Raw genomic sequence first — 25,134 nt, forward strand, 5'->3', positions numbered from 1 at the left:
TTGGCCGAACAAAGCCATTGGCCTTAAAGAGGCCGATGATCACAGGGCTGGGCGCGGGTACGGTTTACATAACCTGTGTTACCTTCAACCCGGTTGGCCGGTGGGCATTGTCTGGCCGTGTAACAACGGCAGGATGCGTGTTTTCACAATCCGCATTTCTCCACCGCAGCAGGCGCAGGTGAGTGATGGCCGTTTTCTCAACCACGCCAGCGCCCGGCTTGGATTCAAGCCGAGCAGGTATTGCAGCAATCCAATCAGCCGTTTGCTGTTGGGATGCAAAAAGCCGAAGTTGCGGGCGCGCCTGAAGCCCTTGGGTAAGACATGCCGTAGGATCAGCCACAGGAACTGGGCGCCGGGCAGTGTTCGGGTCCGCATTTGCCGGGTTTTACTGTCTTGGTAGCGAAACGTCACTTGGCCATCCCGGCAGGCGACAATGTCTTTTTCCTGGATGACGCCTTTATAAAGATAGCGTCCGAGATAAACCAGCGCCTTATCGCCACTGCCGACGGACTTGACGTCGACGACCCATTTTTCGGGATACCGGTGCGGCAGATCAAGTCCCGCTTGAGTGATTGCGTCGAGCAGTTTAGCGCGAAAGACCTTGGCCAATGCCTTGTGATTGAACAAGTAGCCGGTTTGATTTTTGTCGTGGCCTTTTTTGTTGCGTTTGGTTCGCCACAGGCGCTTTTCCGTATCGATGGCTGCCGCCGGTATCACGCAATGCACATGCGGATGATAGTCGAGGCGGCGGGAATGGGTGTGCAAGACCGTAATGGCACCGGCATTCCCTTTGAGCTGCGGGTCGTTTTGCGTGAAGGTTTTCAGGGTCTCCCAACTACAGCGGGCCATCAAGCTGTAAAGCGTGCGTTGCTGCTGCCAAGCCAGCGACCTGAGTTCCTTGGGCAAGGTGAAGGTCACCAAAAAATACTCGGCCGGCACCTGTTTTTTGAGTTGGCGCTCCAACCATTGCTGACTCTCGTGTTGCTGGCAATGCGGGCAACTGCGATGGCCGCAGGAATGCGGGACGTAGACGTGTTGGGAGCAGTCATCGCATTGCGCCAACATGACAGGACTTTGCGAGGTGCGGCAGTGCTTCATGGCGGCTAGCGCTTGGTGGTGACTGGGCAACAGCGAATCTTGATAACGCGCAAGCAAGTCAGCTTCGAAGGTTTCGATGATGGCGGATAGTAAAATCATTTGACCTTCCCCCAGTCCAGGGCAAAGCCATTCATCAAGGTATTGATCAGTTGATTAACGTTCTGATTCGTGCCGTCGGTCAGATGGGTATAGCGGGCGGTGGTGAGGATACTATGGTGGCCGAGGATTTTCTGCACTTCCAGCAGATCAACGCCAGCTTCGATCAGATGCGTGGCATAGCTGTGACGCAGACAGTGCGGGCTAATCTTTTTTTTAAGCTGCAATCTTGCGCGACTTGGCGCAATGTGGCTTGCACGCCGCCGCGATCCAGTGGCGTGGTCGCCCGGCAGGCCCCATTCAAGCCGCCGTGGCGATTGGGAAACAAAAGGACCGGATTACGATGGACTTGCCAGAAGCGACGCAGTAAATCCAGTGTTGCCGTTGGCAAGGGTACCAGTCTATCTTTATTGCCTTTGGCATCGCGGATATGCACTCGCTGGCGTTCGGCGTCTATATCCGCCACTTGCAGTCGCAAGCCTTCACCCAGCCGAAGGCCAAGACTGTAGAGCGTGAAAAAGAACACCCGGTAACTGAGCGTGCGGGTCGCCAGGAAAAGCTGCCGCGCCTCTTCCACCGTGATGATGTCCGGCAAACGTTGGGCTCTGGGCGGTTTGATCAGACCCGGAGCGACCCAGGGTTTACGCAGCACATGGGTATAATAGAACTTGAGGCCGTACAGATCGAGTTTGACCGAACTCCAGGAGTGAGACGCCAGCAAATCGGTGAAGTAATCGGTCAACTGCGCTTCGGACAGGTCCTCAATCTGTTCGTCGAAATACTCGCCGACGCGGCGAATGGCACGGGCGTAAGCCTCTATCGTCTTGGGCTGGAGCCCTTTGAGCTTTAGATGTTTAAGATGGGTTTGATAGTTTTGCTTGAAAGGGGATTCGGATGATGTTGTCATTGACGTATAACCTCATGATTCGTCGTGGAATGGTCCCTCGTAATGAGGGCGTGAGGTTACATTTTATGAATTACCAGACGCTCAGGATATTCTCCGCGTTAGCGGCTTCGTCCAACATATCGCTCAAGCCGACCCACTTCCGCTACGCTCCAGTGGTCGGCTTAGCTTTACGTTATGCGGTTAAAGCATGAAAACTCATACTATCGACTCAACTTATAGACAGTTTTATATCGCTGATGCTGGATTAGATCCTGATGCTCCTGAAGATTGGAGTGATCAACACGTGCTTCAGCGATACAACGCCCTAACCAATATTGTTGCTCTGTGTACTGAAGGAGATATATCGGCAAGAGTGAAGCCTTTTGCTCCAGGAGAAAAATACCAGAGTGAACAGGAACCTGACTTTGAGGTGAGAACTCAAATAACTATTTTGAGTGGGCGGCTAGGTGTTTTTGGTTGGCCAAGAGAGACGCTTGAAGAGTATTGTGTCCAGCCCGGTAAGTACTTGATATATTTCCGAGGTTTCAATCTTTGCCAAGTTAACGAAGAACGTGATTTTTACACAGTGGAGTTCGAGCATGCCGCATAACAAGGCGCATCACTCGCGGCCTGTGGCCGCTGGGACGTCAACCCGCTGCGCGGCTCGTCGCCCGTGTGCTTTGCGTTATGTGTTTCTTGAGTATGGGGTCAAATGTTAGAAAATAATAATCAAAATTATATAAGGCCACTTTTCCGAATCCTAACTGGTGGATTATTTGTGTTTGGCTTGTATGGTTTATATTTAGTTATATCTGTTCAATATACTTTCATTGCTAATTCAGGTTTTGAGCTAGGTTTTCTATTATCCGGTTTATTAAGTTTGGTTATGTTTTTAATTTGGGTTTATGTATCTGGTTACGTCACAATATACGGAAAACTACCAAATAAACATAAGTCGGTATAAAGTACAAACACATAACGAATAAGGTTAGATTGTGTGAGCAACGCGAACCACAATCTGAACCGGTTGTTGGACAAGCCCGGTGAGCACAGTGCTGGCGGCATGCTTTCTATAAGAAAATAGCTTTTCGGAGTTCTTGGGTCGCGAAGGCCTGATTACGCTTCAAGACCCAGAACTCAACATAGGAGTGGCAACCAATCGCTTCGATGGCATCGGAAGGCCGATTTTTGGGATGTTTTAGCCTGATTTTGGCCGAACGAAGCTGTCGGCCTTAAAAAGGCCGCTGATCGTATGGCCGGTTGTGTTAATCGTTTACATAGTCGTCCCTGAAAAAGCCGATATTTTCCGAACACCAGCATTCAGGCTGACAATAAAAACGGCGCGCTCAATGGCCGCGTCAAAATCCGACATAGCGGTCTCCAAAAATGAGGCAAAAAAATCCTCAACTGCCTGAGGATCATACGGATATTGTGGCCAGCGCCGCATAAGATGGCATGCATGGCATCGCCTAGTTCGCCTTTCAGATAATTCCGGCCCAGCAATCCGTCGTTTTTGAGGTGCCTGATGACGGGTTCGATGGCATTGCGGCGTTTGAGGGCACGTTTGAGTCGCCGGGTGTTTATTCCTCTCTTTTGCCGGGCTTTGTAAATGGTCACGTTCGGAGCATTGGGGTCAGGTCTTTCAATCAAGCAAAACATTCAAGAACCTATCGCGGCTGTTGATTTGATGGTTGCGGAATGCAAGGCCTGACCGCAATATTTTCCTCATTTTGCGAATCTTACTCAATGTTTTCCGGTATCAGGCGCTTTTAAAATCGGGCACTCGTTTGCGTATACCAAGCGTATTTTTATAACAAGCCGTTAGTCTCTTTCTTGGCTTTTTTGGCGGCTTTTTTTTCTTTGGCGTTTAGTTTAGGCTGTTTCTTCTGCTCTTTATTACTTTTTTGTTCTTTGCTCATGGCGTACACTCTAAATGATTGAGGGTTTTGTAAACAAATGATGCCTGTGTGCCAGTGAACACCATCGAATTAACGCAATCCGAATTTAAAGTTATACGCTCTTTGCTTAAGAATAGGTGATTAGTTGGATAATAACGCTTAGCCGCTAGTCGTCTTCGTCCGGCCACTGGGTTTGTAAATAAAGTGCTTCGACTTTTTGCCGTGCCCACGGCGTTTTACGCAGGAATTTCAGGCTGGACGCGATACTGGGGTCGCTGGAAAAACAATTGATATTGATTTTGTCGGCCATGTCTTCCCAGCCGTATCGTTCCACCAGTCGGGCGAGTAGCATTTGTAGCGTGAGGCCATGCAAGGGATCTTGCCGGCTGGATTTAGGCATCCGAGCCGCCGCCGGGTTTTGCTTCGGCTTTTTTGACGCGTATTTTGCTGCCGGCCATATCCAGTCCGTTGAGCAGTTTAATAGCCGCCTTGGCTTCGCCGGGTTTGGGCATTTCGACAAAGCCGAAGCCTTTGGAAGCGCCGGTTTCTTTGTCGATTACCAGTGAACAGGATTGCACCGCGCCGTGTTCCGCAAACAGGGCGCGGAGTTCTGCTTCCGTGGCGGTGCGAGGTAAATTGCGTATCAATAATTTCATTCTGAAGATTTTTGCTGACTTAAATGGTCCTTATGCTACAGGATAAGTCGGGTTTTTTACGATTGTTTTTATGCAGCCCGGTTTAAATCGTCGAGCTTGGATTGGAAGGCTATAAATCGGGGTTATTAAACTCGAGGCAGCTAAAGTCTTGGCGATTGCCATTCTCTGCGTGTTATGCTTTCGAACGATTTCTATTTTTCCACCTGTGAGGTTGCTCCAGTGTGAAGATTTTTTTGTCCTATGCCTCGCCGTATCGCGCTATTGCCGATGATCTGTGCTGTCGCCTGCAGGCTGCCGGGCACGAGGTGTTCTTCGACCGCGAAGACCTACCGCCGGGTACCAGTTTCGACGACCGTATCCACAGCGCCATTCAAAGTTCCGAGTTGTTTATTTTCCTGATTGCGCCGGAAGCTGTCGCGGATGGTCATTACACCCGGACCGAACTCAAGATAGCCAGCCGCAAATGGCCGACGCCCGGCTGGCATGTGTTGCCGGTGCAAGTGGCTGAAACGCCGCTCAAGGATGTGCCCGCTTACTTACGGGCACTCACCATCATGCAGGCGGAAGGCAATCTGGCCGCCGAGGTGGTGTTGGAAGTGCAAAACCTGCTGCAATTGCACAGTCAGGAAGCGCAGCCCAAAACCAGTGCGCCAACGTCGCCGCTGGAGCGCTTAAGTTACCGTTCGTTGCCGTTACGTTTCGGGCGCGATACGGCGGGCGGCTATTCGCTAGCCTTAGCAGAATCGGTAGCGGGTGGTTTGCGACTTGATACTGCCGAACTTGAACAATTGTTGTGGTCGGGCGCCGAGGCTATTGACGGTTCGGCGCGGCGTTCCGCTAACGATAGTAGTTTGGATACGTTGTTACCATCCGCCGCCAATGCCCGCGAAGTCGGGCGGGCGCTTTACAATGCAGTGTTCAATTCGTCGTTGCGCGACAACCTTGCACAATATCTGCGTGCGATAGATCCGCAGCGTGGCCAAGGCTTGCGCTTTGTGATTGACACGACCGAGGTTCCCGACCTGGCCCGCTTACCTTGGGAATTCTTATATAGCCCGGCCAAGGATGATTTTCTATTTTCCGATCGGATGAAGCCTATTGTGCGCTGGTTGGATGTCGATGAATTAACCCCGACCCTGGCGGTGGAGCCGCCGCTACGTATATTGCTGGTAATTGCCGCTCCCACTGACAGGCCGGGATTACGGGTTGGTGAAGAGCTTGCCCATCTGGATAGCGCGCTGGCCGAATTAACCGCGAGCGGACAGGTGAAAACAGTCAGGCTCGACCATGCCAGCTTGGAAAGCCTGGATAATGCGCTGCTGCAAACCCGTCCGCATATATTGCATTTTATCGGTCATGGCGATTTTGTGGCGGATGAAGGTTTGTTGGTATTTGAGTCCGACAGCACGCAGGGTGTCAGCGATACCATAGCCGGGCGGCAACTGGCGGTGTTGTTACGCAACCATCTTGCCTATTTGCGCTTGGTTTTTTTGAATAGCTGTATGGGGGCTGCCGCTTCAAGGGTCGATCCATTCGGCGGCGTCGCGCAAAGCCTGATCCGCCGAGGCATTCCCGCCGTGATAGCCATGCAGTTTCCGATTCCCGATAGGGCCGCGGTTGCCTTGTCCAGGCATTTTTATCGCTATCTGGCCGCCGGTCAGCCGGTTGATGCCGCATTAACCTCCGCCCGGGCTTTTCTTTATGCGCGCGGTTATGCCGTGGAATGGGGCGCACCGGCGCTGCATATGCGGTCTCCGGACGGACGTCTGTTCGATATTGCCGAATTATCGGGTCCGGTTGCCGCATTGATTCCTCAATCAGCTCCTGTTATAGAGGTTTCCGATGCTGTCGTGACGGCATCGCCGCATCGTAACTTTCAACGTAGCTTGATCGTGCCGATAGTAATAGGCCTGTTATTCATCGGCGCGGCAGGAATATGGTGGCGGTTTTCCAGTGAATCGGTGCCGGATGTTAACGTTGCACCTAGTATCGATAAGACGCCTGCCAGCAATATTACCGATGGGATTCAGCGGGCATTAGGTCATTTGCGCGCCGGCGATAGCCAAGCCGCGGCAGAACTTTTGGATAATATGCTGAAACAAGATGATTCCGCATTGTCTGCTGAACAGCTTGGCGCCCGACACGACCCGCTGGCGCTGGCTTTAGGCAATGCCGCGGATAAGGCCTTTCTTCAAGGCGACAGCCAGCTCGGCTATCGGCTTATGGACATACTGTTGGCCATGGGGCCGTTTGATGAGGCGCTTGAACAACGGATTAACGCTCAGGTCGGCGCGTGGCTGGGTCGGGGGGTGGGGTGGGCGGAGGCGATTGAGGTGTCGCCCGGCGCTGCTAGTTCGGGCGATGCGGATGCTGGTCGCTGGCGTTATACGGTGCGTTCGGGCGATACGCTTTGGAGCATCGCGCGCCGATTGACCGGTGAAGGCCGGCAATGGCCGACACTACAGACCTACCATAACCAGCTCGTCAAAGTGGGTATGGGCGGGAATCTGATAGCCGACCCTCAGCGTATCTATCCAGGTCAGAAAATCTTTATAAAGCCAAGCGCTGTCGGAACTGAAGAAAACGTGTTTGATTATTATGTTTCGCGGGGCGAAACCTTGTCCGGAATAGCGTTACGCATGTATGGGCAAGAAGCGCTGTGGCATGTCATATATCAGGATAATGCCGACAGTATCGCCGATCCCGGCTTGATTTATCCGGGGCAAGTATTGCATTTACGGCGGCATGGATACTGATTAGGGAGCAGTGCCGCCGATTGATAGTGCTTCGGTACTTAACCGGGAGCGTATAGTTAGCGTTTTTAATCATGAATTTTTGAAGTGGAGACCGGTATGGCTAATGTGATTGAATAATCGCTCGGAAACCGTGGGCGGTAATTGCAGCCTTACTGTTGGCGCGGCGCGTAAACTCACGGTTGGCTGCAATGCCACGCTAAAGGTCAATTCCAACCAAACCATGTCTTTTGGTAAAGATTGCTGCTTAACAGTGGGTAAGAACCTTAAAATCCAGGCGGGTGACTCGATAGAACTAGTGGTGGGTAATTAGCTGGTGATGAAGAAGGATTGCTCCATCATTATTAGCGGACGTGATATCACCATAAAGGCCAGCGTCGATATTGATGTTAAATCCGGTAAGGATTTGGTTTTGAATGGGAGTAAAATTCTGCAAAATTAATGGCGGCCGCGGCCTTGAGTAAAGATACCGTCAATCGGAAAGACCTTGTTCCGGTTCTAGTTATGTCGCCAACGGGCCGGGGTGTGCGCTCCCGGTCCGTGTGAATAAGTTTAAGACAAATTCAGGCTGCTACACGGGGTTGGCCGACCCGACGGTATGTTGTTGAAAAAATAGCAATTAAGCCGGAAAACATTAGCCAAGCCGCACCCGGCAAAGGCACGAATACTCCGCCGCCTGCCAAGTTATACACATTGGCTGGCGCATCGGCATAGTCGCCATAGATCAAATCGTCAAATGTCAGCGACCAGGTTCCCGAGCGTTCGCTGCTTGTTAAATTATTGCCGCAGCAATTTAATCCCTGGCCGATGTCGATATAACTGATATCGGTATCGCTTTTAAAGGCTTTGGAAAAGAAGTTGGTTCGATAGTAACTGTAATCGCCCAGGTAGTTATTATTACTGGTACCAATTAAATCGCCGTTGGCGTCATAAGCCTGAAAATTAAGGTATTGATAAGTGGACGAACTACCATTGCTGTAGGCGATGCCGAAATATCCGATGGGATTGTCAAAACTGATGCGCCAAAAATTTGCCGAAGAGGTCGATTGGTTATTGAAAGCCAAAAAATTATCCCCGCTTCTGGCATTATTTCCGTAATTTGCCCCTTCGTTTAATATTGCTCCCATACCGGTATTCGCCGGATCTATGACGTTTACGGATTGAGTGGTTTCAATGCCGTCTCTGGGCAAGGTCGTTACTTGCGTGGTGCGGATCAGTGCAGAAAAAGTGACGCCTTGGTCTGCGTATAAGTCGGTTAAAGGCGTGGCTGCCGAAAAAAGTGTGGGGGCGTTAATGACGGTTCCCAATGGATCGTTATCAAAATTAATGGTCTGTACCGTTGCGTTGGTATTCGTGGCGGCAATAAGCATGAACGAGCTTAACAGCAGCGGGGTTTTGTTGATAGAAAGCATCTCTGAATCTCCTTATATATTGGGCAATACGCGTTTCAATTAAACTGGAATGGAAGCTATTTGCTCCCGGCTGCTAAATTAGCAAAGCAATTTTTTATGGCCGTGACCGATGTCATTTCAAAACGCGAAAACTCTGTGGCTAAAGAGTTCGCTTTGCCGGAATATAAGCCGGGCGCATGAACCCAGCTCGTGGTGATACGCTTGCTGAAAGTCGATTTGGTTGAGTTATGATATGCCGACGGTTTAGTAAAACTGTCAGCCGACGAGCGCAGTGAGTTTATTGAGGTTGTTGATTTGAATCTTCTTTTTGTTGGCTAGAATGAGCCCTGATTTTTCGTACTTACCTAAAACCCGGCTGACGGTTTCGGGAGCCAGGCCCAGGTAGTTTGCGATGTCGGCCCTGGACATTGTCAGGCGTATTAATATAGGCCGATTGTGTGCCAGGTTTTGCCTATGTATCAGATCGAGTAAAAAAACGCCTAACCGTTTGCTGGCGATACCATGGTTGATAGCTAATAACGACTCGTGGCAGTGTAGAATTTCGGCATTGAAGTGTTCCAGAATATTCTTGAGTAAATTCGGAAATTTTTCACAATTAGCTTGGATAAAAGGCAGGGAAAAGGCACACACAATTGATTTTTCCAAGGTTATTGCCGAGGATAAATAATAGCTATGGTATAAGTGCGCCAAGCCAATGACTTCACCCGGAAAATAGAAATTAATTATTTGCTGGTCTCCCTGGTTATTGGCGTAAATATTTTTTACCGACCCCGCTTTCAGGAAGAACAAATTTTTTATATCTTCACCCTGATAATAAATATAGCGGCCTTTGGGTTGAATCAAATCGTGAAGCAAATTAGGTGTCACCGGATCGAGCGGATTGCCGACTAAATCGTTGGCAAAGCATCGCTTGATTTTTCCGCATTCGCGACAACCCTGTAGCAATTGATGGTAGCCGAATTGCAGCATTGCGCAGCCTCCTGAAACATTGCATGCATAGTGTAGGCGTCAAGGGAGAGGCGCCGTTGCTTATTCGTTGGAATGTGGTCTGGTTTTGGATTAAGAATACGGCGTTAATATGAACAGCTGAAGACTAAGCGTAAAACAAGCCGAGGGTAAATGCCTAACAACGCAGCGGGAATCGGTTGTTTATAGACATTGATTTTATGTGATTCAGCAATAACCGTCAGGATTATTGTTCTGCCAGCGCCAGACATCGGTCATCATTTGTTGCAGGTCTCTGTCTGCTTTCCAGGCGAATTTTTCTAACGCTAAACCAGGGTCGGCGAAACAGGCCGCGACATCGCCCGGACGTCTGGGGGTGATTTGATAGGGCACGGACCGACCCGTTACCTGACTGAAGGTATTGATCATGTCCAAAACGCTGTAGCCGTTGCCGGTGCCGAGATTGAAAGCCTCGCAAATTGAAGCGTCATCGCCTTGCTTCATTAAATACTGCAACGCCTTGATATGGCCTTGGGCCAAATCGACCACATGGATGTAATCGCGTACTCCGGTACCGTCATGGGTGGCGTAATCGTTGCCGAACACCGATAAAACCGGTAGTTTGCCGATCGCGACCTGCGACAAATAAGGCATCAGATTATTCGGTATGCCGTTGGGGTCTTCGCCTATCAGACCGCTTTGATGAGCGCCGATCGGATTGAAATAGCGCAAGATGGCGATTTTCCAATGTTGCTGCTGTAAGTTAAGCGTATCCGCAGCACTGGTATCGCGGAGGATTTCTTCAATGAATAATTTAGTGCGGCCGTACGGATTAGTGGCCTGTAAGGGAAATTGTTCCGTAATCGGTACCGTGTGCGGGTCTCCGTAGACGGTGGCGGATGAGCTGAATACCAAGCTTTTAACGCCATTTTCGGCCATGGTTTCCAATAGAACCAGGGTGCCGGTGATATTGTTCTGGTAATAACTAAGCGGTTGCTGGCAGGATTCGCCAACGGCTTTCAGTCCGGCGAAGTGGATGACGGCGTCGACAGCGTGGCTTTGAAAGATGCGGTCGAGTGCGGTGGCGTCGCGGATATCGGCCTGATAAAACGGGATAACTTGACCGGTTATTTTTTCTATTCTGCGGATGGATTCAACTTTGCTGTTACTCAAGTTATCCACGATGACCACAGCGAAGCCATGGTTAATAAGCTCGACGCAGGTGTGGCTACCAATGTAACCAGCGCCGCCGGTGACCAGAATAGTGTTTGTCATGATTTAATTCCATTGTTTAGCGTTCGAGAATGTCCAATCCCGGTTCGCCGGTAAATGCCGCCAGCGTTGTTTTGCCCGCACTCATGCGGGGGTCCGATGTGGCGCCTGCCAATGAGGCGTCCGGGTTGCGCTGCAGGCCGGCAAAGTCAAACAAGCCGGTATCGGCCATTTGCGAGGGGGCGATATTTTGCAAGCTGGCGAAAATGGTTTCCAAGCGGCCCGGAAATTGTTTGTCCCAACCCGCCAACATGTGTTTCATGGCCTTGCGCTGCAGATTTTCCTGCGAGCCGCACAGATTGCAAGGAATGATGGGGAATTTTTTAAATGCAGCAAACCGGTTGATATCCTTTTCCCGGCAATAGGCCAAGGGCCGAATGATGATATTTTGTTTGTCGTCGCTGAGTAGTTTGGGCGGCATGGCTTTGAGTTTGCCGCCATAAAACATGTTTAAAAAAAATGTTTCCATGATGTCTTCGCGGTGGTGGCCCAGGGCAATTTTACTAACGTTGTGCTCTTTGGCGAAGCCGTATAGCGTGCCGCGCCGCAAGCGGGAACAAAGGCTGCAAGTGGTTTTGCCTTCCGGGATGATGCGTTTGACGATGCTGTAGGTGTCGTGCTCAATGATATGGAAAGGTACGCCGACGGCTCGCAGATACTCCGGTAACACATGCTCGGGAAAATCCGGTTGTTTTTGATCCAGGTTGACGGCGATGATTTCAAAGCCGACCGGCGCGGTTTTTTGCAAATTCAACAAAATATCCAGCATGGTATAAGAGTCTTTACCTCCGGACAGGCAGACCATGATTTTGTCGCCGTCTTCTATCATGTTGAAGTCGGCAATGGCTTCACCGACGCAGCGGCGCAGGCGTTTCTGCAATTTATTGAATTGGGTGCGGGATTTTTGTTCTAAGTCGGACATTGCTTAATGATGCAGGCAGCCGGAGCGTAAAGCTCCGGGCTACTATGGATTAGCCGTTATAACGCTGGAAAATCAGCGTGGCGTTGGTGCCGCCGAAACCGAAACTGTTAGACATAATGGTGTTTAATGTCACGTTTTCCTGTAACTCTCGGACAATGGGTATGCCGACTGCTTGCGGATCCAGGTCGGTAATGTTGGCGGATGCGCTGAGAAAGTTTTCCTGCATCATCAGCAAGGAATAAATGGCTTCGTTGACGCCGGCGGCGCCCAGGGCATGGCCGGTCAATGATTTAGTGGAACTCACCGCCGGTACCTGCTCGGCGCCGAATACATTGCGCAAGGCCTCCAGTTCGCGGGTGTCGCCAACCGGGGTGCTGGTGCCGTGGGCGTTGATGTAATCGATTTTAGCCTCCACGGTCGCCATGGCTTGTTGCATGCAACGCACGGCGCCTTCGCCGGACGGTTGCACCATATCGTAGCCGTCCGAAGTGGCGCCATAGCCCACTAGTTCGGCGTATATTTTGGCGCCGCGCGCCTTGGCATGCTCCAGCTCTTCAATGACCAGCACACCGCCGCCGCCGGAAATCACGAAACCATCTCGAGTGGCATCATAGGGGCGGGAAGCCGTTGCAGGCGTATCGTTATATTTTGACGACAGGGCGCCCATGGCATCGAACAGCACCGACATGGTCCAATGCAATTCTTCGCCGCCGCCGGCAAATACCACGTCTTGCTTGTTTAGCTGGATCAGTTCCATGGCGTGGCCGATACAGTGCGCGCTGGTCGCGCAGGCGGAGCTGATACTGTAATTGACGCCTTTGATTTTATAAGGCGTAGCCAGACAGGCTGTGTTGGTACTGGACATGGCGCGAGGTACCATGTACGGGCCGACTTTTTTAACGCCTTTAGAGCGCAGGATGTCGGCGGCATCGACAACGTTGGATGTGGAAGGGCCGCCGGAACCCATGACTAAGCCGGTACGGACATTTGAGACTTGATCCTCCGCCAGACCGGAGTCGGCGATAGCCTGTCCCATGGCGACATAGTTATAGGCGGCACCATCGCCCATGAACCGTTTGATTTTTCGGTCGATAACTTCGTCCAGATCCAGGTTGACCGGGGCATGTATATGGCTTCTGAAGCCTAGTTCCTGATAAACGTCGGCATGCACGATGCCCGAGCGTCCGGCCTTCAGTGATGCGATGACTTCATCTCGATTATTACCGATGCTGGAGACTATGCCTAAACCTGTTACAACCGCGCGTCTCATGATAGATCCTTAAAAATCTTGAGTAGAAGTAAACAAGCCAACCCGTAAGTCGGTGGCTTCATAAATTTGTTTGCCGTCCACTTCCATGGTGGCGTCGGCAATACCCATCACCAGTTTTCGCAAAATCACCCGTTTCAAGTCGATTTTGTAAACGACTTTTTTAGCGGTGGGTAGGACTTGTCCGGTAAATTTGACTTCGCCGCAGCCTAGGGCGCGGCCTTTGCCGGGGCCGCCCATCCAGCACAGATAGAAGCCCACCAGCTGCCACATGGCGTCCAGACCCAAGCAGCCGGGCATGACCGGGTCGCCCTGAAAATGGCAGTCGAAGAACCACAGCTCGGGCGTGATATCAAGTTCAGCAATTATTTCCCCCTTGCCGTATTTACCGCCATCGTCCGACATGTGCGTGATGCGGTCCATCATCAGCATGGGGGGGAGGGGGAGTTGCGCGTTTTTCGGGCCGTATAATTCGCCGCGCCCGGACATTAATAATTCTTCGCGCGTGAAACTGTGCTGTTTCTCCATTTAAATCTTTACCTGGTAAATAAGCTGAAAACTCCGCCCATTATCCAATAGTCGAGTCAAAAAATCAGCTCAATTTTTAGCCGGGATTTATTTTTTGCAGTAATTCCGTTGTTTTAAGGCTGTTCCGGTTCAGTCTTTGTTGATAGATCAGAGCATACATCAGCACCGATGAAACATAGCCGCGGGTCTCTTTGTAGGGTATGGTTTCTATCCAAATGTCGGCCGGTAGGGATTGGTTTTTGGGTAGCCACTGCTTGATGCGATTAGCGCCCGCGTTATAGGCGGCCGCGGCTAATACAAAATGACCATCGAATTGATCCAGCACTTTTTTGAAATAGTAGCTGCCGTAGCGGATATTAATATCCGGATTGAGTAAATTGAAATCGTTATGCCAATTTTGATTTAGTTCCCCGGCGATCTGTTTGGCTGTTTTGGGCATGACTTGCATCAAGCCAATCGCGCCGGCGGGCGAGCCGGCAAATTCGTCGAATGCGCTTTCTTGTCTGATCAACGCAAAAACCAGAGCGGGATCAAGCTGATTCCGGTCGGCGTTAGTTTGAATTTGGCTGTTAAACCATAAAGGGAAGCGTAATTCCATGTCGTCCCAATGCCGGGCTTTGGCCAGCGTGAAAATGCTCATCGATGGCCATTGCCAGCTTTGAGCCAATTTGGCGGCAACTTCCATCCGGTGATTATCCAGGTCGGCGATGGCATGCCACCATTGTCTGACGGCTTCGGGTTTGCGATCAATGGCCAATAGTTCGTCAATCACCTGAAATTCGTCGGATTTTTTTAATGTTTCCACTTCCTGTTCGGTAACGGATACCGGCTGATGGTTTAATTGAATATCCTGTTGCAAATAAGCGGCAGCCAGAAAAGCGTGAAAGCTACGATGCGAGGCGATGGTTTGGAATAGGGAGGTTGCTTGCTGTTGCCGGCCGGTTGCGGCTAATGCTCTGGCTTGCCAGTATTGCCACTTGTCTTCCTGTCTGGCTGTTTCGTTTAAGGCCGCAATCGCCGTCAGCACTTGTGGCCATTGTTGTTGATTCAGCGCGGCGCGAACCCGCCATTCCTGCGCGGAATTATCGTTGCCGGCAAATTTGGCCAGTTTGGCATAGGCGCGTTTGTCGCGGCGGAAGGCCAGGGCCATACCCAAGCGTTTTTCGGTATCGTTCGAGATTTCCGTGGGAATTTTAAAATGGTGTTTTTGTGCATCCCATACCGCGAGCGCGGACTGTGGGTCGCTTTCCAGCCAGCGGGTTATGGCGTGTGCAAATAACAGTCCGGCTTGCGGATAGCGACGCCGCCAATTGGCCGTTTGTTTGACTTGTTCCGGCTGATTATGCAGTTTCAGCCATTGCTCGGCCAGTGCGCGATCCTGGTGGCCAAACAGCGGCAGTAACTGTTTAGCCAAGGCCGTATTATTCAGTTTTAGCGCTGCCTGAAAGCGTTGCCATGTCAGTTCGGCGGACAATGAAAATGACAGCTTTAGCTTATCGAATAAGGTATCGCAGGCGGCGGGCAGGGTTTTGCCGCTCAGCCAGAACTGTTTGGCGCTTTCCAGCGCGGCTTGTTGTTCTCCGTTTAGGTATTGGGCCTGGGCAAAGTAGCACTGTAATTCGGTATCGTTGCTGTTGTTGTAAAAATTGATAAAAGAGCGCCATTGTTGCTGCTGACCGAGATGCACCATCCATTTGTGGTGAAGTAGCGGCGCATAGCGACTATTGGCGTTTGCCAGTAAAAAGGCCTGCACGGATTTTTCGTCATCCAGGTGTTTAAGCAGCCATTGGTATTGCAGATAGGGATAGAGTGGATAGGTTTTTAAGCTATCCGCTAATGCAAAATAGTCGTTCTCACGGTCTTGTTTGATGTATTGTTCGGCTTGTAAGAAGGTGGTGCGCATTGCCCGCAGGCCGCGCTCAGTGTCTGCTCCGGCCGATAAACTGAATACCTGCAGGTTGACCAACAGTAGCAGGCAGGTGGCGAACTTCATAAAATCCCTCGATAAGCGCAAATCCGGAATGGTTTTTGCAAAAAAACATAAACCATTATAATCCCCTTAGCCCAACCCATAACGCTTAAACATTGAAAAAACAATCCTCGTCCAGTAACCCCCAATATTCCTGGCATTATATTTTTCGCATAGCCTTGCAGCATAAAAAGCATTTGGTGGTGGGGCATTTTATTGCCGTACTGGCGACCTTGGCTAGCGTGCCGGTGCCCCTGTTAATGCCTTTGTTGGTGGATGAGGTTTTGCTGCATCATCCGGGTCTGGTATTGCATACCGTCAATCCTGTTTTACCCCCCGAATGGCAGCAACCCGTCGTCTACATCGCCGGAGTATTGTTGGTCAGCTTGTTACTGCGCCTGTTTGCCTTGATCTTGAACATCATCCAAACCCGCCAGTTTTCCAATATCGCCAAGGATGTGATCTTCCGGATACGCAAGAGTTTGGTGCGCCAATTGCAGCATATCTCGATGTCGGAATATGAGAGTTTGGGTAGCGGTACCGTGACGGCGCATATGGTCACTGATCTGGATACATTGGATAACTTTATCGGCACCACCATCAGCAAATTACTGGTGGCCAGTTTAACGGTGCTGGGTACGGCGGTGATTTTGCTATGGATGCATTGGCAACTGGGCTTGTTCATCATTTTTTTAAATCCGGTGGTGATTTATTTCGCCAAGTCGATAGGCTCGAAAATCAAGGATTTAAAAGCCAATGAAAACAAAGCGTATAGCGTGTTTCAGCAAGCCTTGAGTGAAACCTTGGAAGCCATCAATCAAATTCGCGCCAGTAACCGCGAGGAACATTACTGTCGGCAACTGATCAACAGCGCCTTGGCGGTAAAAAACCATTCGACCGTGTTTGCCTGGAAAAGCGATGCAGCAATCCGTTTGAGCTTTCTGACTTTTTTGTTCGGTTTCGATATTTTTCGCGCCACCGCCATGTTGATGGTGTTGTATTCGAATCTCAGTATCGGGCAAATGTTGGCGGTGTTCGGATATTTATGGTTCATGATGGCACCGGTACAGGAAATTCTGGGGATACAACAGGCGTTTTATGCCGCCAAGGCGGCGCTTGCCAGAATCAACCAACTGACATTGCTGCAACGGGAACCGGACTATCCGCATGAGGAAAATCCGTTTGTAACTAAAAAAACCGTCTCGGTTGCCGTGAGAAATTTGCATTTTAGTTATAAGGACGAACCGGTACTGAACGGCATCAACCTGAATATAAAAGCCGGCGAAAAAATCGCCTTGGTTGGCGCCAGCGGCGGCGGGAAATCCACTCTTGCGCAAACCTTGATCGGATTGTATCCGCCCAATAAAGGCATGATTTATTTCGATGACGTGCCGATAACCCGGATCGGTTTGGATGTAGTGCGCGAACATGTCGCCACGGTGCTTCAGCATCCGGCCTTGTTGAATGACAGCATACGCGCCAATCTGACCTTGGGACGCGAAATTGACGACAGCGAACTCTGGTATGCACTGGAGTTGGCGCAATTGAAAACAACCGTGGCCGAGCTGGAAAAAGGCTTGGATACATTGGTCGGGCGGCAGGGGATGCGTTTATCCGGCGGCCAAAGGCAGCGTATGGCGATTGCGCGTATGATAGTCAGCAAGCCTTCTGTCGTGATACTGGATGAAGCAACCTCAGCCTTGGATAGCGAAACCGAGTACAAATTACATCAGGCTTTGAGCGATTTTTTAAACGGCAGAACCACGATTATCATTGCCCACCGCCTTAGCGCGGTCAAACAAGCCGAGCATGTCTACGTGTTCGAAGAAGGACAAATCTGCGAGCAAGGGCGGCACGAGGCCCTGATTCAGCAAAACGGCTTGTATGCAAAACTTTACGGTGAATATCAATAATGCAGGACAAGTACGATTTACATTGTCACTCCACGGCGTCGGACGGCGCTTTAGCACCAGCCGAAGTGGTGCGGCGCGCGCATCAACAGGGGGTGACGGCACTAGCCTTAACCGACCACGACACCACGGCCGGCTTACAGGAAGCCGCGCAAGCGGCCGAAGATTGCGGCATACGCTTGATACCGGGCATCGAATTGTCCGCCATTTATGCCAACCAATGCCTGCACATTATCGGTCTGAATATCGATGCCGAACAGCCGATACTCACCGAAGGATTAATCAAGCAACAAGCCTTGCGTCAGCAGCGGGCGTTGAAGATGGCCGAAAAACTGCAAAAAAAAGGCATTGCCGGGGCCTATGAAGCAGTCGTTCAGGCGGCGGGCAATGGCGAAATTACCCGCTCACATTTTGCCGATTTTCTGGTCGCGCATGGGCACGTCGACAACCAGCAGGACGCATTTGACCGCTACCTTAGCAAAGGCAAGCCGGCTTTCGTCGCCACGCAATGGGCCAGTCTTGAAGATGTAGTCGGCTGGATTCGTTCGGCGGGCGGTATTGCGGTGTTGGCGCATCCCTTGCGCTATAAATTGAGTTTTAAATGGATGAATAAGGCGCTTGCCGCCTTTAAGCTGGCCGGTGGGCAGGGGGTGGAAGTGGTCACGGGGCGGGCGTCGTTGGACGACATCAGGTTGAGTGTGCAGTTACTCCGTAACCACCAGTTGCTGGCCTCGGTCGGTTCTGATTTCCATACGCCGGAGAATCAGTGGGTGGAATTGGGCCGGCTGGCGCCCTTGCCAGCCGAGGCGGAACCGGTCTGGTCATTATTTTCACCCCGGCAACCGCCGGCTGCTGAAATTCATTAAAGACCGTATTTTTTGCGTTTACGCCAAAAAGTGGCCCGGCTCATGCCGAGCAGTTCGGCGGCAGTTTCCAGGTGTCCGTCGGCGGTTTGCATGGCTTCTCGGATCAGATCGGCTTCATTGGCGCGCCGGTTGCTGTTGATTAACGAGGGGTTTGTACTCTGCGCGGCGGTGGCTTCCCGAAATTCCGGCGGCAAGTCGTCCAAAGTGATTTCATTGTCCCTGCCCACGGCGAACGCGTATTCGACTACGTTTTTTAATTCTCTGACGTTACCCGGCCAGCGGTAATCCAGCAGGCGGCGCATGGCTTCCGGGGCAATGCTGTCGACATGGCGCGGACCGTGCAGATTGTGCTGTTGTATGCATTGCCATAATAGTAAGTTCACATCCTGCCGCCTTTCGCGCAACGGCGGTAAAAACACCGGTACCACCCGCAGCCGGTACATCAAGTCTTCTCGAAACCGTCCGGCTTTCACTTCTTCGCGCAACGAGCGGTGTGTGGCGGCAATGATGCGCACATCGACACTAATAGCAGCGTCGGCGCCCACCGGAATAAAGCTTTGCTCCTGCAAAACCCGCAGCAACTTGGCTTGCAGTTCCAGCGGCAGTTCCGCTACTTCATCTAAAAATAAGGTACCACCATGCGCGCGCTGAAACAGGCCAGCATGATTACGCATCGCACCGGTAAAAGCGCCTTTTACATGGCCGAAAAGCTCGCTTTCCAGCAGGCTGGGTGTCAGCGCCGCGCAGTTGATGGCCAGAAACGGTTTATTGCTGCGGCTGCTTTCCTGATGTAAGGCTTGTGCCACTAATTCCTTCCCGGTACCGGATTCACCGCGAATCAAGACGGTCGCTTCGGTTTCGGCCACATTGCGGATGATTTTTACAGCTTCCTGCATGGCGGGGTCGCGGGACAAAATGCCGTGAAAACTGTCGCTATCGGTTAACGATTTGGCGCTGGGCGCCGTTGCCGCCTGCGGCTGCAAAAACTCCAATGCGCCGGCGAACCGACCGTCGGCGGCGAAAAAAGCCCGCGCAGTGCGATAACAGCTAAGGGTGTTGCCGTCTGGGCGGCGTAGCTTCACCAATTGGTCTTTAATGACTCCATGTTCGGCCAGGCCGCAAGGGTCGCGAGCTTCGTCGCAATTCAGGGCTTTGGTGCAGACTTTGCCGATTACCGCCTCGGCCGCTAAGCCGAACAACTTTTCCGCCCCCTTACTCCAGAACAGAATTTTACCGTCGGCATCCACGGCAAACACCGCACCGGCATCTACTAAGTCGGTGAGGATGGTAATCACCTGGTCGGGACCGATCTGGCTTAGCCATCGGTTAAAAAATGGCGAGGATTGGCTCATGGCGGTAGTCGGATTGTTTCATGATGTTGCAACTTTAGCATATTTGCTAGGTTGCTTCGCGATATGTATCACTGAATGTTTCATTTGATACTGCCTGTAAATGTATTGAAACATTTATCATTCGGCAAAAATAGCACTCAGGCTATATATTCTTTTAAAAACAGTGGTTTGGAGTTATTTATTATAGTTGGCACGCTTATGGCTTTAGTTGAATTGTAGTGATTTATTCAGTGCACTGGTTTTTAAACCCGATTTTTTGGGTCCATTTCAAGAGGATAATAATGAAAATAACATTTTTAATCGCAGGCACTTTAATGGCGTTAGCAGCCGGCGCGAGCACCGCAGCCCCGGCAACCGCTGAAATAGAACACGGCCATGCGGCAACCGCGGCGGCGGGGCAAGTAAAACTTTATAACGAAACGCTAAACCCCCGGCAAATCGAACATCCCAATCATTTGGGTTTTAATGACTTGCACATTCAAGCCATCAGACATTTAGTGCCGGATACTCACAGCGTGCGCGACCCCAAGTTGCAAACTGTCGTTCATCATCATTGTAAAGCGTACGAGGACGAGACTATGGTGTGCCTGATGTTTCATTCCGGCATGAAAGATCAGGACAAGCCGATCGGTTTCGAATACATCATTACGACAGCGCAGTTCAATAGCTTGCCGGAGGCGGAGAAAAAATACTGGCATTATCATAAAACCGAGGTGCCGAGGGCGCACGCAACATTCCCCGATTTGACCCGGGCAGAAGCCGCTAAAATTTTACCCGCAGTGAATGAAACTTATGGGAAAGTAATTTACTTTCAACAGCCTGAAGATAAATTCCCGTTAGGCGAACCGTATGTAGTCATCGTGCAGGATATGCCGGAACAAGATTAAATTTCGTCCCCCTGATGTGCGTATCAGTCATGCGTGCATCGTTAGCCGGAAGTGCCTAAGTGCTTCCGGCGCTTTTTGGAGTGATTATGCGTTTTGTGCTGTTTCTGTTGGTTTTGGTGATTTCCGCTACAGCAATGGCTGATTCGTTATTGGGTTTGCCCGTGCTCAGCATTCCTGATGATAATCCACAAACTGAAGCCAAAATAGCCTTGGGCCGGCAATTGTTTAACGATAAACGCTTGAGTGCCGATGGCGCCATCAGTTGCGCTAGTTGCCATCAGGCCGATAAGGCATTCAGCGATGGTCTGCCGCTGGCAAAAGGTATTAACGGCCAACTTGGCACCCGCAACACCCCCGCCGTGCAGAATGCAGCATATTATCAAAGCCAATTTTTGGATGGACGGGCCGCAAGTCTGGAACAGCAGGCTTTGGGGCCGCTGCTTAATCCCATTGAGCATGGGCTTAAAGACCCGCAAGCGATTATCGACATCCTGCAAAATGAACCGGACTATAGCGCGGCTTTTTCCAGGGTGTTTGCTATCCAGTCAGGCGAATTAACCGTTATGCATGTCCAAAAAGCTATCGCCAGTTTCGAGCGCACGTTAATAAGCGGCAATTCGGCATTCGACCGCTATCACTTCGCCATGGAACAGACCGCCATTTCTGCCGGCGCCGTGCGCGGTTCGCGTATCTTTAGACGCAAAGGTAATTGCCTTACCTGTCACGAGATATCGATGAAAACGGCGCTATTTACCGATAACAGATTTTATAACATCGGTGTCGGCATGCGGAACATAAAGCCGGTCATTGAGGCTTGGAAGCAGGCCGTTAGGCAGCATCAACCGCCCGATACATCAAGTTGGTCGGATGCGCAGCGCGCGGAACTGGGCCGATATTCAGTCACCGGTCGGCTCGAAGACATCGGTAAATTCAAAACCCCAATACTGCGCAATGTAGCTCTCACCGCGCCCTACATGCACGACGGCAGCCTGCAAACCCTCGAACAGGTAATCGATCATTATGACAAGGGCGGGGAGGGCAATGAATTTGTAGATGCAAAGATATTTCCGCTGCATTTGACCGAACAGGAAAAGTCGGATTTAGTCGAGTTTTTAAAATCGCTGACCAGTCTGGATTGAACGATTTGTATGTTGGAGCCGATCGCAGGGTCAAACGATGCTATATAACGAACTGTTTAATTAACCCCCCATAACTGCGTTCGTTATCCAGCGAATAGTGATTTGGCCGCATCGCGCGGCGCTCAGCAGGGGAGGCGGTTCTGGGATTGATGCGACTAATTTACCGGCTATAGTGAATTGCAATTTACCCATACGCAGGCAGATTTGCCTAATAAGCAATAGTTGGATGCCTAGATGAATGGGTATCTGATATGCACAGGGCAGTTCGGATATCCGCAACCCGAAGAGACTTATCTTGAGGAGACATATGATCTGATTGCCGGATGCCCGACTTGCGAGATTGGAAAGGTATTGAAGAACGCATTTCGTTTCCGGTCTGAACAGAAAGGAAAGCCCGGCCCCAAAATTCCCCTCAGGTAAATCGCTAACGATATTGATTTAGCAGTTGAAGAAATCCCTTGAACTCCAAGCCTAACGGGTCTCAGAGGGAAGGTCCTCGCTATTACGCGCCCTTTGGTTTTGCGTTAAACACATGCCATAATTAATTCAATAATAGGAGGGAAAAGTCATGATCACTATTTCACAATTAACTGAGTTGCTAGGATGGGCGTCGGTAATCAATATTGGTTATCTTTTTTTGGCGACCTTAATTCTTCTGTTTATGAGAGGTGCAGTAGCATCTATTCACGGCAAAATATTTGATATGGACGAAAAGGAATTAAGTTCTAAATATTTTGATTTTTTGAGTAATTATAAAGTTATGACATTGGTTTTTACGGTCGCACCATACATTGCTTTAAAAATTATGGGTCAGTAAATGGTTAACAAAGCTGTCGTAGGGACAATTTTCACCCGGCCCGGTTTTGAGGTAGAGCCTATCTGCCCCCCTCTTGTTTATACGCAGCTATTGCCCTCTTGCACTTATTAGGTGCGTGTACCAAACTCAGTAGCCACTGAATATGTTTGGAATGCTTTTCAACTTGCCATCCGTCTACCGGAGTAACTCATGACCGACGAAGAAATCAATAATCTGCGCAACCTGTTTATGACCATTGTCCCGGTGCAGTTTCAAACCCTGTATTCCGGAACGAATAATGAGGACTTTGCCGTGCAGATCATTCAGAAGTACGGGTGGCATAGTGAACAGGCATTCCGCGCTTTATATTGCCAGCAAGCATTGGGAGGAACGGCTGTCTACGGTCCCGGCATCTATTTGACGAACAAGCTTAGCGAGGCACAGTCGTACGGCTCGAATATCATGGAGTTTCAGTTCAATAAGAGTGCTGACTATTTGGATTTGTCTGACGCATCCATTAGTAAGGCGGTGGTTAAAACATTCGGTGGTGGCAAGCAAAAGATTCTCGCTGAGCCAAAAGTCAATGCATTGATACGGGTGACATCGGACTATTTCGTGCTGCGTACTCCGGTATTGGTATCCGTAAGTTTACGCGGTTGAGGTGCTGTTGAAAACGCCGAGCACACTGGTCAGACACGAGCAAATAGCAAGAGTCGGCTCGCGCAGGGCGCAATACCGTTTCGCTTAATAGATGCCCAGCGGATTACAGCGTACGGTCTTGAACAGGAAAAATCGGATTTGGTCGGGCTTTTAAAAATCGCCGAACAGTGTGAAATAAACCATTAGCCGTCAAAAAATATGCCAGAAATCTATAGAAGCTACTAATACGTAGGCTTAGCGGGCCCTATATTCAGTGACAAAGCACTTTTACTTTTTTCATGAAATCTTAATGTTTTGTCAACCTTGCAAATTTAAAACCATGAGCTAGATTTGAATAAATAAAAAAGAGCGTTCACTAATTTTGCGGGATTTTCCTGAAATGTAAAACGCCGGCAGGGGGGATGATGGCAAATTACACGGCTGTATCTGGAGTGCTTGAGGCATTAAAAGCCTATCTTGAGCAATTCAAGGATATGCTTGATACCGTGTCCGTCAGTGTCGAAATCCTTAGTAGTGAAACCCTAAAAGCCGGTCCTGTCGACGCCACGCACAAGGTCGGCATCTATTTACACCGCATTTCCATAGACCCTTTCGGCAGAAACCGCCACCTTCCTCCAAAGCCCGGCATAGGCAATCAGCCCAGAAAAGAAGTACCGCTCAATCTGCATATCCTGCTGATAGGCTGGAGTAAAACCACGTTCGAGCAGGTGGTGCTGGCCTGGGCCATGCAGGTGTTGGGTTCCGGTACCGAACTGGATGTGGCGGACGTGGAAGATCATATCACCGATAACAAACGTAATTGGCTGGACCAGGACCGGGTGCAAATCCTGCCGGAAGACATGTCCAGCGAAGATTTCATGCGCATGTGGGACAGCCTGCCGCACGACTACATCCTGTCGGCGCCCTACATCATCAAAACCCTGCGTCTTGAGCCGGTGCGGGAAGAGGGCGGCGAGCCGGTGCAAAGCATCGTATTACCGGTCGGGGAGCTGCAATGATCCGCTTCAAGGAAACTCTGATCCGGCAAACCAGCGACGTGATCCGCTGGCTGGATGGTACCGGTCGTGACGGTCAGCAAAGTCCGGTATTAAGCGCTTTGCAAATCGAATTGGACGACAATTTAGCCGTGAAAGGTCTGAGTTTGTTGCATAAGCCGGGGGTCAGCATTATCTGGCGCTCCCAACTGCCGGACGCGGAACAACTGCAGCGCACAACGGAACCCGGCCGGGCCACGGAGATTCAAAAAAGCCGCCCGATAGAAACCCCGTATCAACTAAAGGGCACCGTACGCGATCCGTCCGGTATTTTTAATCCACGCGCCTTCATCAAAAATTGCGGTAATAACAGCTATCCGCAAATAGCGCTGTACCGATCCGTGGTGGGTACCCGATTTAGCCAGAACAAATCCTTGCAAGGCATGCTGCAGTACCAGAAACAGCCCGGCGAATCCGTCGCCATGCCGGCTTCCTGGGCGCTGGTGACACTACTGGTCAATCTTAGCAGTACCGGCGATCGTTTTACGTTTAATGCACAAGCGGATATCGAGGGTTATTTTCAGATCCCTGTGACGCGATTATCAATAGCCATGTTGTCGGCGGGTTTCTCCGCGGAATTGAGTGTCAAGGCCGATAAAGCCCAAACCGGCGGCAGGTTTCCGGATCCCGATCAAATGACGGCCATGCAGATCGCCTTGGCCGATAACGGCGTTTTTACAGACACGCAAAGCGTGCTGGCAGAAGATAAGAATCATCGCCTTAAATTGGGTTTTGTTGCCGATGAAACCCGCGTTAGCACCCTGGAGTTAAAAAGTCCCTAATCAGGT

At 50.6% G+C, this 25,134-nt stretch carries 22 protein-coding genes and 2 pseudogenes; 11 read left to right on the top strand and 13 right to left on the bottom strand.

What is annotated here, in order from left to right:
- Positions 1–84: 84 nt before the first annotated feature.
- Positions 85–1,197, bottom strand: coding sequence for a transposase (locus M0R33_RS04550; protein WP_292565729.1), 1,113 nt, complete (start codon positions 1,195–1,197; stop codon positions 85–87).
- Positions 1,194–2,101, bottom strand: a pseudogene (locus M0R33_RS04560) (site-specific integrase). The gene M0R33_RS04550 and the pseudogene M0R33_RS04560 overlap by 4 nt, the downstream one beginning before the upstream one ends.
- 187 nt (positions 2,102–2,288) lie before the next feature.
- Between M0R33_RS04560 and M0R33_RS04565 the strand changes: the two are divergent.
- Entirely contained in the window at positions 2,289–2,690 is a 402-nt protein-coding gene (locus M0R33_RS04565) for a hypothetical protein (protein ID WP_292565741.1), read from the top strand.
- 785 nt (positions 2,691–3,475) lie between these two features.
- On the opposite strand, the pseudogene M0R33_RS04570 reads toward M0R33_RS04565, so the two are convergent.
- The 3 genes and pseudogenes from M0R33_RS04570 to M0R33_RS04580 form a co-directional block, all read right to left on the bottom strand.
- A pseudogene (locus M0R33_RS04570) lies at positions 3,476–3,697 on the bottom strand (IS5/IS1182 family transposase); the annotation flags it as partial.
- Positions 3,698–4,144: 447 nt separating this feature from the next.
- Positions 4,145–4,378, bottom strand: coding sequence for a VF530 family protein (locus tag M0R33_RS04575; RefSeq protein ID WP_292565744.1), 234 nt, complete (start codon positions 4,376–4,378; stop codon positions 4,145–4,147).
- Complete coding sequence (locus M0R33_RS04580; RefSeq protein ID WP_292565746.1) at positions 4,371–4,634, bottom strand: RNA-binding protein; 264 nt, start codon at positions 4,632–4,634, stop codon at positions 4,371–4,373. Before M0R33_RS04580 ends, M0R33_RS04575 begins: the two co-directional genes overlap by 8 nt.
- A 221-nt stretch (positions 4,635–4,855) precedes the next feature.
- Between M0R33_RS04580 and M0R33_RS04585 the strand changes: the two genes are divergently transcribed.
- Both M0R33_RS04585 and M0R33_RS04590 read left to right on the top strand, forming a co-directional pair.
- On the top strand, positions 4,856–7,390 hold the full coding sequence (locus tag M0R33_RS04585) for a CHAT domain-containing protein (RefSeq protein ID WP_292565749.1): 2,535 nt from the start codon (positions 4,856–4,858) through the stop codon (positions 7,388–7,390).
- A 109-nt stretch (positions 7,391–7,499) separates the two neighbouring features.
- Entirely contained in the window at positions 7,500–7,700 is a 201-nt protein-coding gene (locus M0R33_RS04590) for a hypothetical protein (RefSeq protein ID WP_292565752.1), read from the top strand.
- A gap of 250 nt (positions 7,701–7,950) precedes the next feature.
- Here the strand turns inward: M0R33_RS04590 and M0R33_RS04595 are convergent, their stop codons facing one another.
- The 7 genes from M0R33_RS04595 to M0R33_RS04625 form a co-directional block, all read right to left on the bottom strand.
- The gene (locus tag M0R33_RS04595; RefSeq protein ID WP_292565755.1) at positions 7,951–8,799 is read right to left on the bottom strand and encodes a hypothetical protein; all 849 of its coding nucleotides are present in this window, start codon (positions 8,797–8,799) and stop codon (positions 7,951–7,953) included.
- 255 nt (positions 8,800–9,054) lie between these two features.
- Positions 9,055–9,768 carry a Crp/Fnr family transcriptional regulator gene (locus M0R33_RS04600; protein WP_292565757.1) on the bottom strand — a complete coding sequence of 238 codons (714 nt, stop codon included), beginning with the start codon at positions 9,766–9,768 and terminating at the stop codon, positions 9,055–9,057.
- A 204-nt stretch (positions 9,769–9,972) separates the two neighbouring features.
- Entirely contained in the window at positions 9,973–11,019 is a 1,047-nt protein-coding gene (gene galE, locus M0R33_RS04605) for a UDP-glucose 4-epimerase GalE (protein WP_292565759.1), read from the bottom strand.
- Positions 11,020–11,035: 16 nt separating this feature from the next.
- Complete coding sequence (gene ttcA / locus M0R33_RS04610; RefSeq protein WP_292565761.1) at positions 11,036–11,938, bottom strand: tRNA 2-thiocytidine(32) synthetase TtcA; 903 nt, start codon at positions 11,936–11,938, stop codon at positions 11,036–11,038.
- A gap of 49 nt (positions 11,939–11,987) precedes the next feature.
- Positions 11,988–13,208 carry a beta-ketoacyl-ACP synthase I gene (fabB, locus tag M0R33_RS04615; protein ID WP_292565764.1) on the bottom strand — a complete coding sequence of 407 codons (1,221 nt, stop codon included), beginning with the start codon at positions 13,206–13,208 and terminating at the stop codon, positions 11,988–11,990.
- 9 nt (positions 13,209–13,217) lie between these two features.
- On the bottom strand, positions 13,218–13,733 hold the full coding sequence (gene fabA, locus M0R33_RS04620; RefSeq protein WP_292565767.1) for a 3-hydroxyacyl-[acyl-carrier-protein] dehydratase FabA: 516 nt from the start codon (positions 13,731–13,733) through the stop codon (positions 13,218–13,220).
- A 76-nt stretch (positions 13,734–13,809) separates the two neighbouring features.
- Positions 13,810–15,726, bottom strand: a complete 1,917-nt coding sequence (locus M0R33_RS04625) for a transglycosylase SLT domain-containing protein (RefSeq protein ID WP_292565769.1) — start codon at positions 15,724–15,726, stop codon at positions 13,810–13,812.
- Between the two features lie 92 nt (positions 15,727–15,818).
- Between M0R33_RS04625 and M0R33_RS04630 the strand changes: the two genes are divergently transcribed.
- Together M0R33_RS04630 and M0R33_RS04635 are read left to right on the top strand one after the other, a co-directional pair.
- Positions 15,819–17,615 carry an ABC transporter ATP-binding protein gene (locus M0R33_RS04630; protein ID WP_292565771.1) on the top strand — a complete coding sequence of 599 codons (1,797 nt, stop codon included), beginning with the start codon at positions 15,819–15,821 and terminating at the stop codon, positions 17,613–17,615.
- Positions 17,615–18,478 carry a PHP domain-containing protein gene (locus M0R33_RS04635; protein ID WP_292565774.1) on the top strand — a complete coding sequence of 288 codons (864 nt, stop codon included), beginning with the start codon at positions 17,615–17,617 and terminating at the stop codon, positions 18,476–18,478. Before M0R33_RS04630 ends, M0R33_RS04635 begins: the two co-directional genes overlap by 1 nt.
- On the opposite strand, the gene M0R33_RS04640 is transcribed toward M0R33_RS04635, so the two are convergent.
- Positions 18,475–19,830 carry a sigma 54-interacting transcriptional regulator gene (locus tag M0R33_RS04640; RefSeq protein WP_292565777.1) on the bottom strand — a complete coding sequence of 452 codons (1,356 nt, stop codon included), beginning with the start codon at positions 19,828–19,830 and terminating at the stop codon, positions 18,475–18,477. The two genes, M0R33_RS04635 and M0R33_RS04640, sit on opposite strands and share 4 nt — an antisense overlap.
- Positions 19,831–20,111: 281 nt before the next feature.
- Between M0R33_RS04640 and M0R33_RS04645 the strand changes: the two genes are divergently transcribed.
- From M0R33_RS04645 to M0R33_RS04670, 6 genes are all read left to right on the top strand, one after another.
- Positions 20,112–20,717, top strand: coding sequence for a DUF1264 domain-containing protein (locus M0R33_RS04645; RefSeq protein ID WP_292565780.1), 606 nt, complete (start codon positions 20,112–20,114; stop codon positions 20,715–20,717).
- An 86-nt stretch (positions 20,718–20,803) separates the two neighbouring features.
- The gene (locus M0R33_RS04650) at positions 20,804–21,856 is read left to right on the top strand and encodes a cytochrome c peroxidase (RefSeq protein ID WP_292565783.1); all 1,053 of its coding nucleotides are present in this window, start codon (positions 20,804–20,806) and stop codon (positions 21,854–21,856) included.
- 568 nt (positions 21,857–22,424) lie between these two features.
- Positions 22,425–22,673, top strand: coding sequence for a DUF6868 family protein (locus M0R33_RS04655; protein ID WP_292565786.1), 249 nt, complete (start codon positions 22,425–22,427; stop codon positions 22,671–22,673).
- 189 nt (positions 22,674–22,862) lie between these two features.
- Entirely contained in the window at positions 22,863–23,312 is a 450-nt protein-coding gene (locus M0R33_RS04660; RefSeq protein WP_292565789.1) for a hypothetical protein, read from the top strand.
- 404 nt (positions 23,313–23,716) lie between these two features.
- The gene (locus M0R33_RS04665; RefSeq protein WP_292565792.1) at positions 23,717–24,310 is read left to right on the top strand and encodes a DUF4255 domain-containing protein; all 594 of its coding nucleotides are present in this window, start codon (positions 23,717–23,719) and stop codon (positions 24,308–24,310) included.
- Entirely contained in the window at positions 24,307–25,128 is an 822-nt protein-coding gene (locus M0R33_RS04670; RefSeq protein ID WP_292565795.1) for a hypothetical protein, read from the top strand. Before M0R33_RS04665 ends, M0R33_RS04670 begins: the two co-directional genes overlap by 4 nt.
- The last annotated feature ends 6 nt before the right edge of the window (positions 25,129–25,134 follow it).

It is taken from the genome of Methylomonas sp., from assembly GCF_023228165.1.
In the GTDB taxonomy this organism is placed as follows: Bacteria; Pseudomonadota; Gammaproteobacteria; order Methylococcales; family Methylomonadaceae; genus Methylomonas.

Bases quoted from the DNA above. Each gene is read 5' to 3' on its own strand.
- fabA (WP_292565767.1), bottom strand. From the start codon at position 13,733: ATGGAGAAACAGCACAGTTTCACGCGCGAAGAATTATTAATGTCCGGG.
- M0R33_RS04550 (WP_292565729.1), bottom strand. From the start codon at position 1,197: ATGATTTTACTATCCGCCATCATCGAAACCTTCGAAGCTGACTTGCTT.
- M0R33_RS04660 (WP_292565789.1), top strand. From the start codon at position 22,863: ATGACCGACGAAGAAATCAATAATCTGCGCAACCTGTTTATGACCATT.
- M0R33_RS04655 (WP_292565786.1), top strand. From the start codon at position 22,425: ATGATCACTATTTCACAATTAACTGAGTTGCTAGGATGGGCGTCGGTA.
- M0R33_RS04665 (WP_292565792.1), top strand. From the start codon at position 23,717: ATGGCAAATTACACGGCTGTATCTGGAGTGCTTGAGGCATTAAAAGCC.
- M0R33_RS04565 (WP_292565741.1), top strand. From the start codon at position 2,289: ATGAAAACTCATACTATCGACTCAACTTATAGACAGTTTTATATCGCT.
- M0R33_RS04595 (WP_292565755.1), bottom strand. From the start codon at position 8,799: ATGCTTTCTATCAACAAAACCCCGCTGCTGTTAAGCTCGTTCATGCTT.
- M0R33_RS04650 (WP_292565783.1), top strand. From the start codon at position 20,804: ATGCGTTTTGTGCTGTTTCTGTTGGTTTTGGTGATTTCCGCTACAGCA.
- M0R33_RS04635 (WP_292565774.1), top strand. From the start codon at position 17,615: ATGCAGGACAAGTACGATTTACATTGTCACTCCACGGCGTCGGACGGC.
- M0R33_RS04645 (WP_292565780.1), top strand. From the start codon at position 20,112: ATGAAAATAACATTTTTAATCGCAGGCACTTTAATGGCGTTAGCAGCC.
- M0R33_RS04580 (WP_292565746.1), bottom strand. From the start codon at position 4,634: ATGAAATTATTGATACGCAATTTACCTCGCACCGCCACGGAAGCAGAA.
- galE (WP_292565759.1), bottom strand. From the start codon at position 11,019: ATGACAAACACTATTCTGGTCACCGGCGGCGCTGGTTACATTGGTAGC.
- fabB (WP_292565764.1), bottom strand. From the start codon at position 13,208: ATGAGACGCGCGGTTGTAACAGGTTTAGGCATAGTCTCCAGCATCGGT.
- M0R33_RS04640 (WP_292565777.1), bottom strand. From the start codon at position 19,830: ATGAGCCAATCCTCGCCATTTTTTAACCGATGGCTAAGCCAGATCGGT.
- M0R33_RS04670 (WP_292565795.1), top strand. From the start codon at position 24,307: ATGATCCGCTTCAAGGAAACTCTGATCCGGCAAACCAGCGACGTGATC.
- M0R33_RS04575 (WP_292565744.1), bottom strand. From the start codon at position 4,378: ATGCCTAAATCCAGCCGGCAAGATCCCTTGCATGGCCTCACGCTACAA.
- M0R33_RS04625 (WP_292565769.1), bottom strand. From the start codon at position 15,726: ATGAAGTTCGCCACCTGCCTGCTACTGTTGGTCAACCTGCAGGTATTC.
- M0R33_RS04600 (WP_292565757.1), bottom strand. From the start codon at position 9,768: ATGCTGCAATTCGGCTACCATCAATTGCTACAGGGTTGTCGCGAATGC.
- ttcA (WP_292565761.1), bottom strand. From the start codon at position 11,938: ATGTCCGACTTAGAACAAAAATCCCGCACCCAATTCAATAAATTGCAG.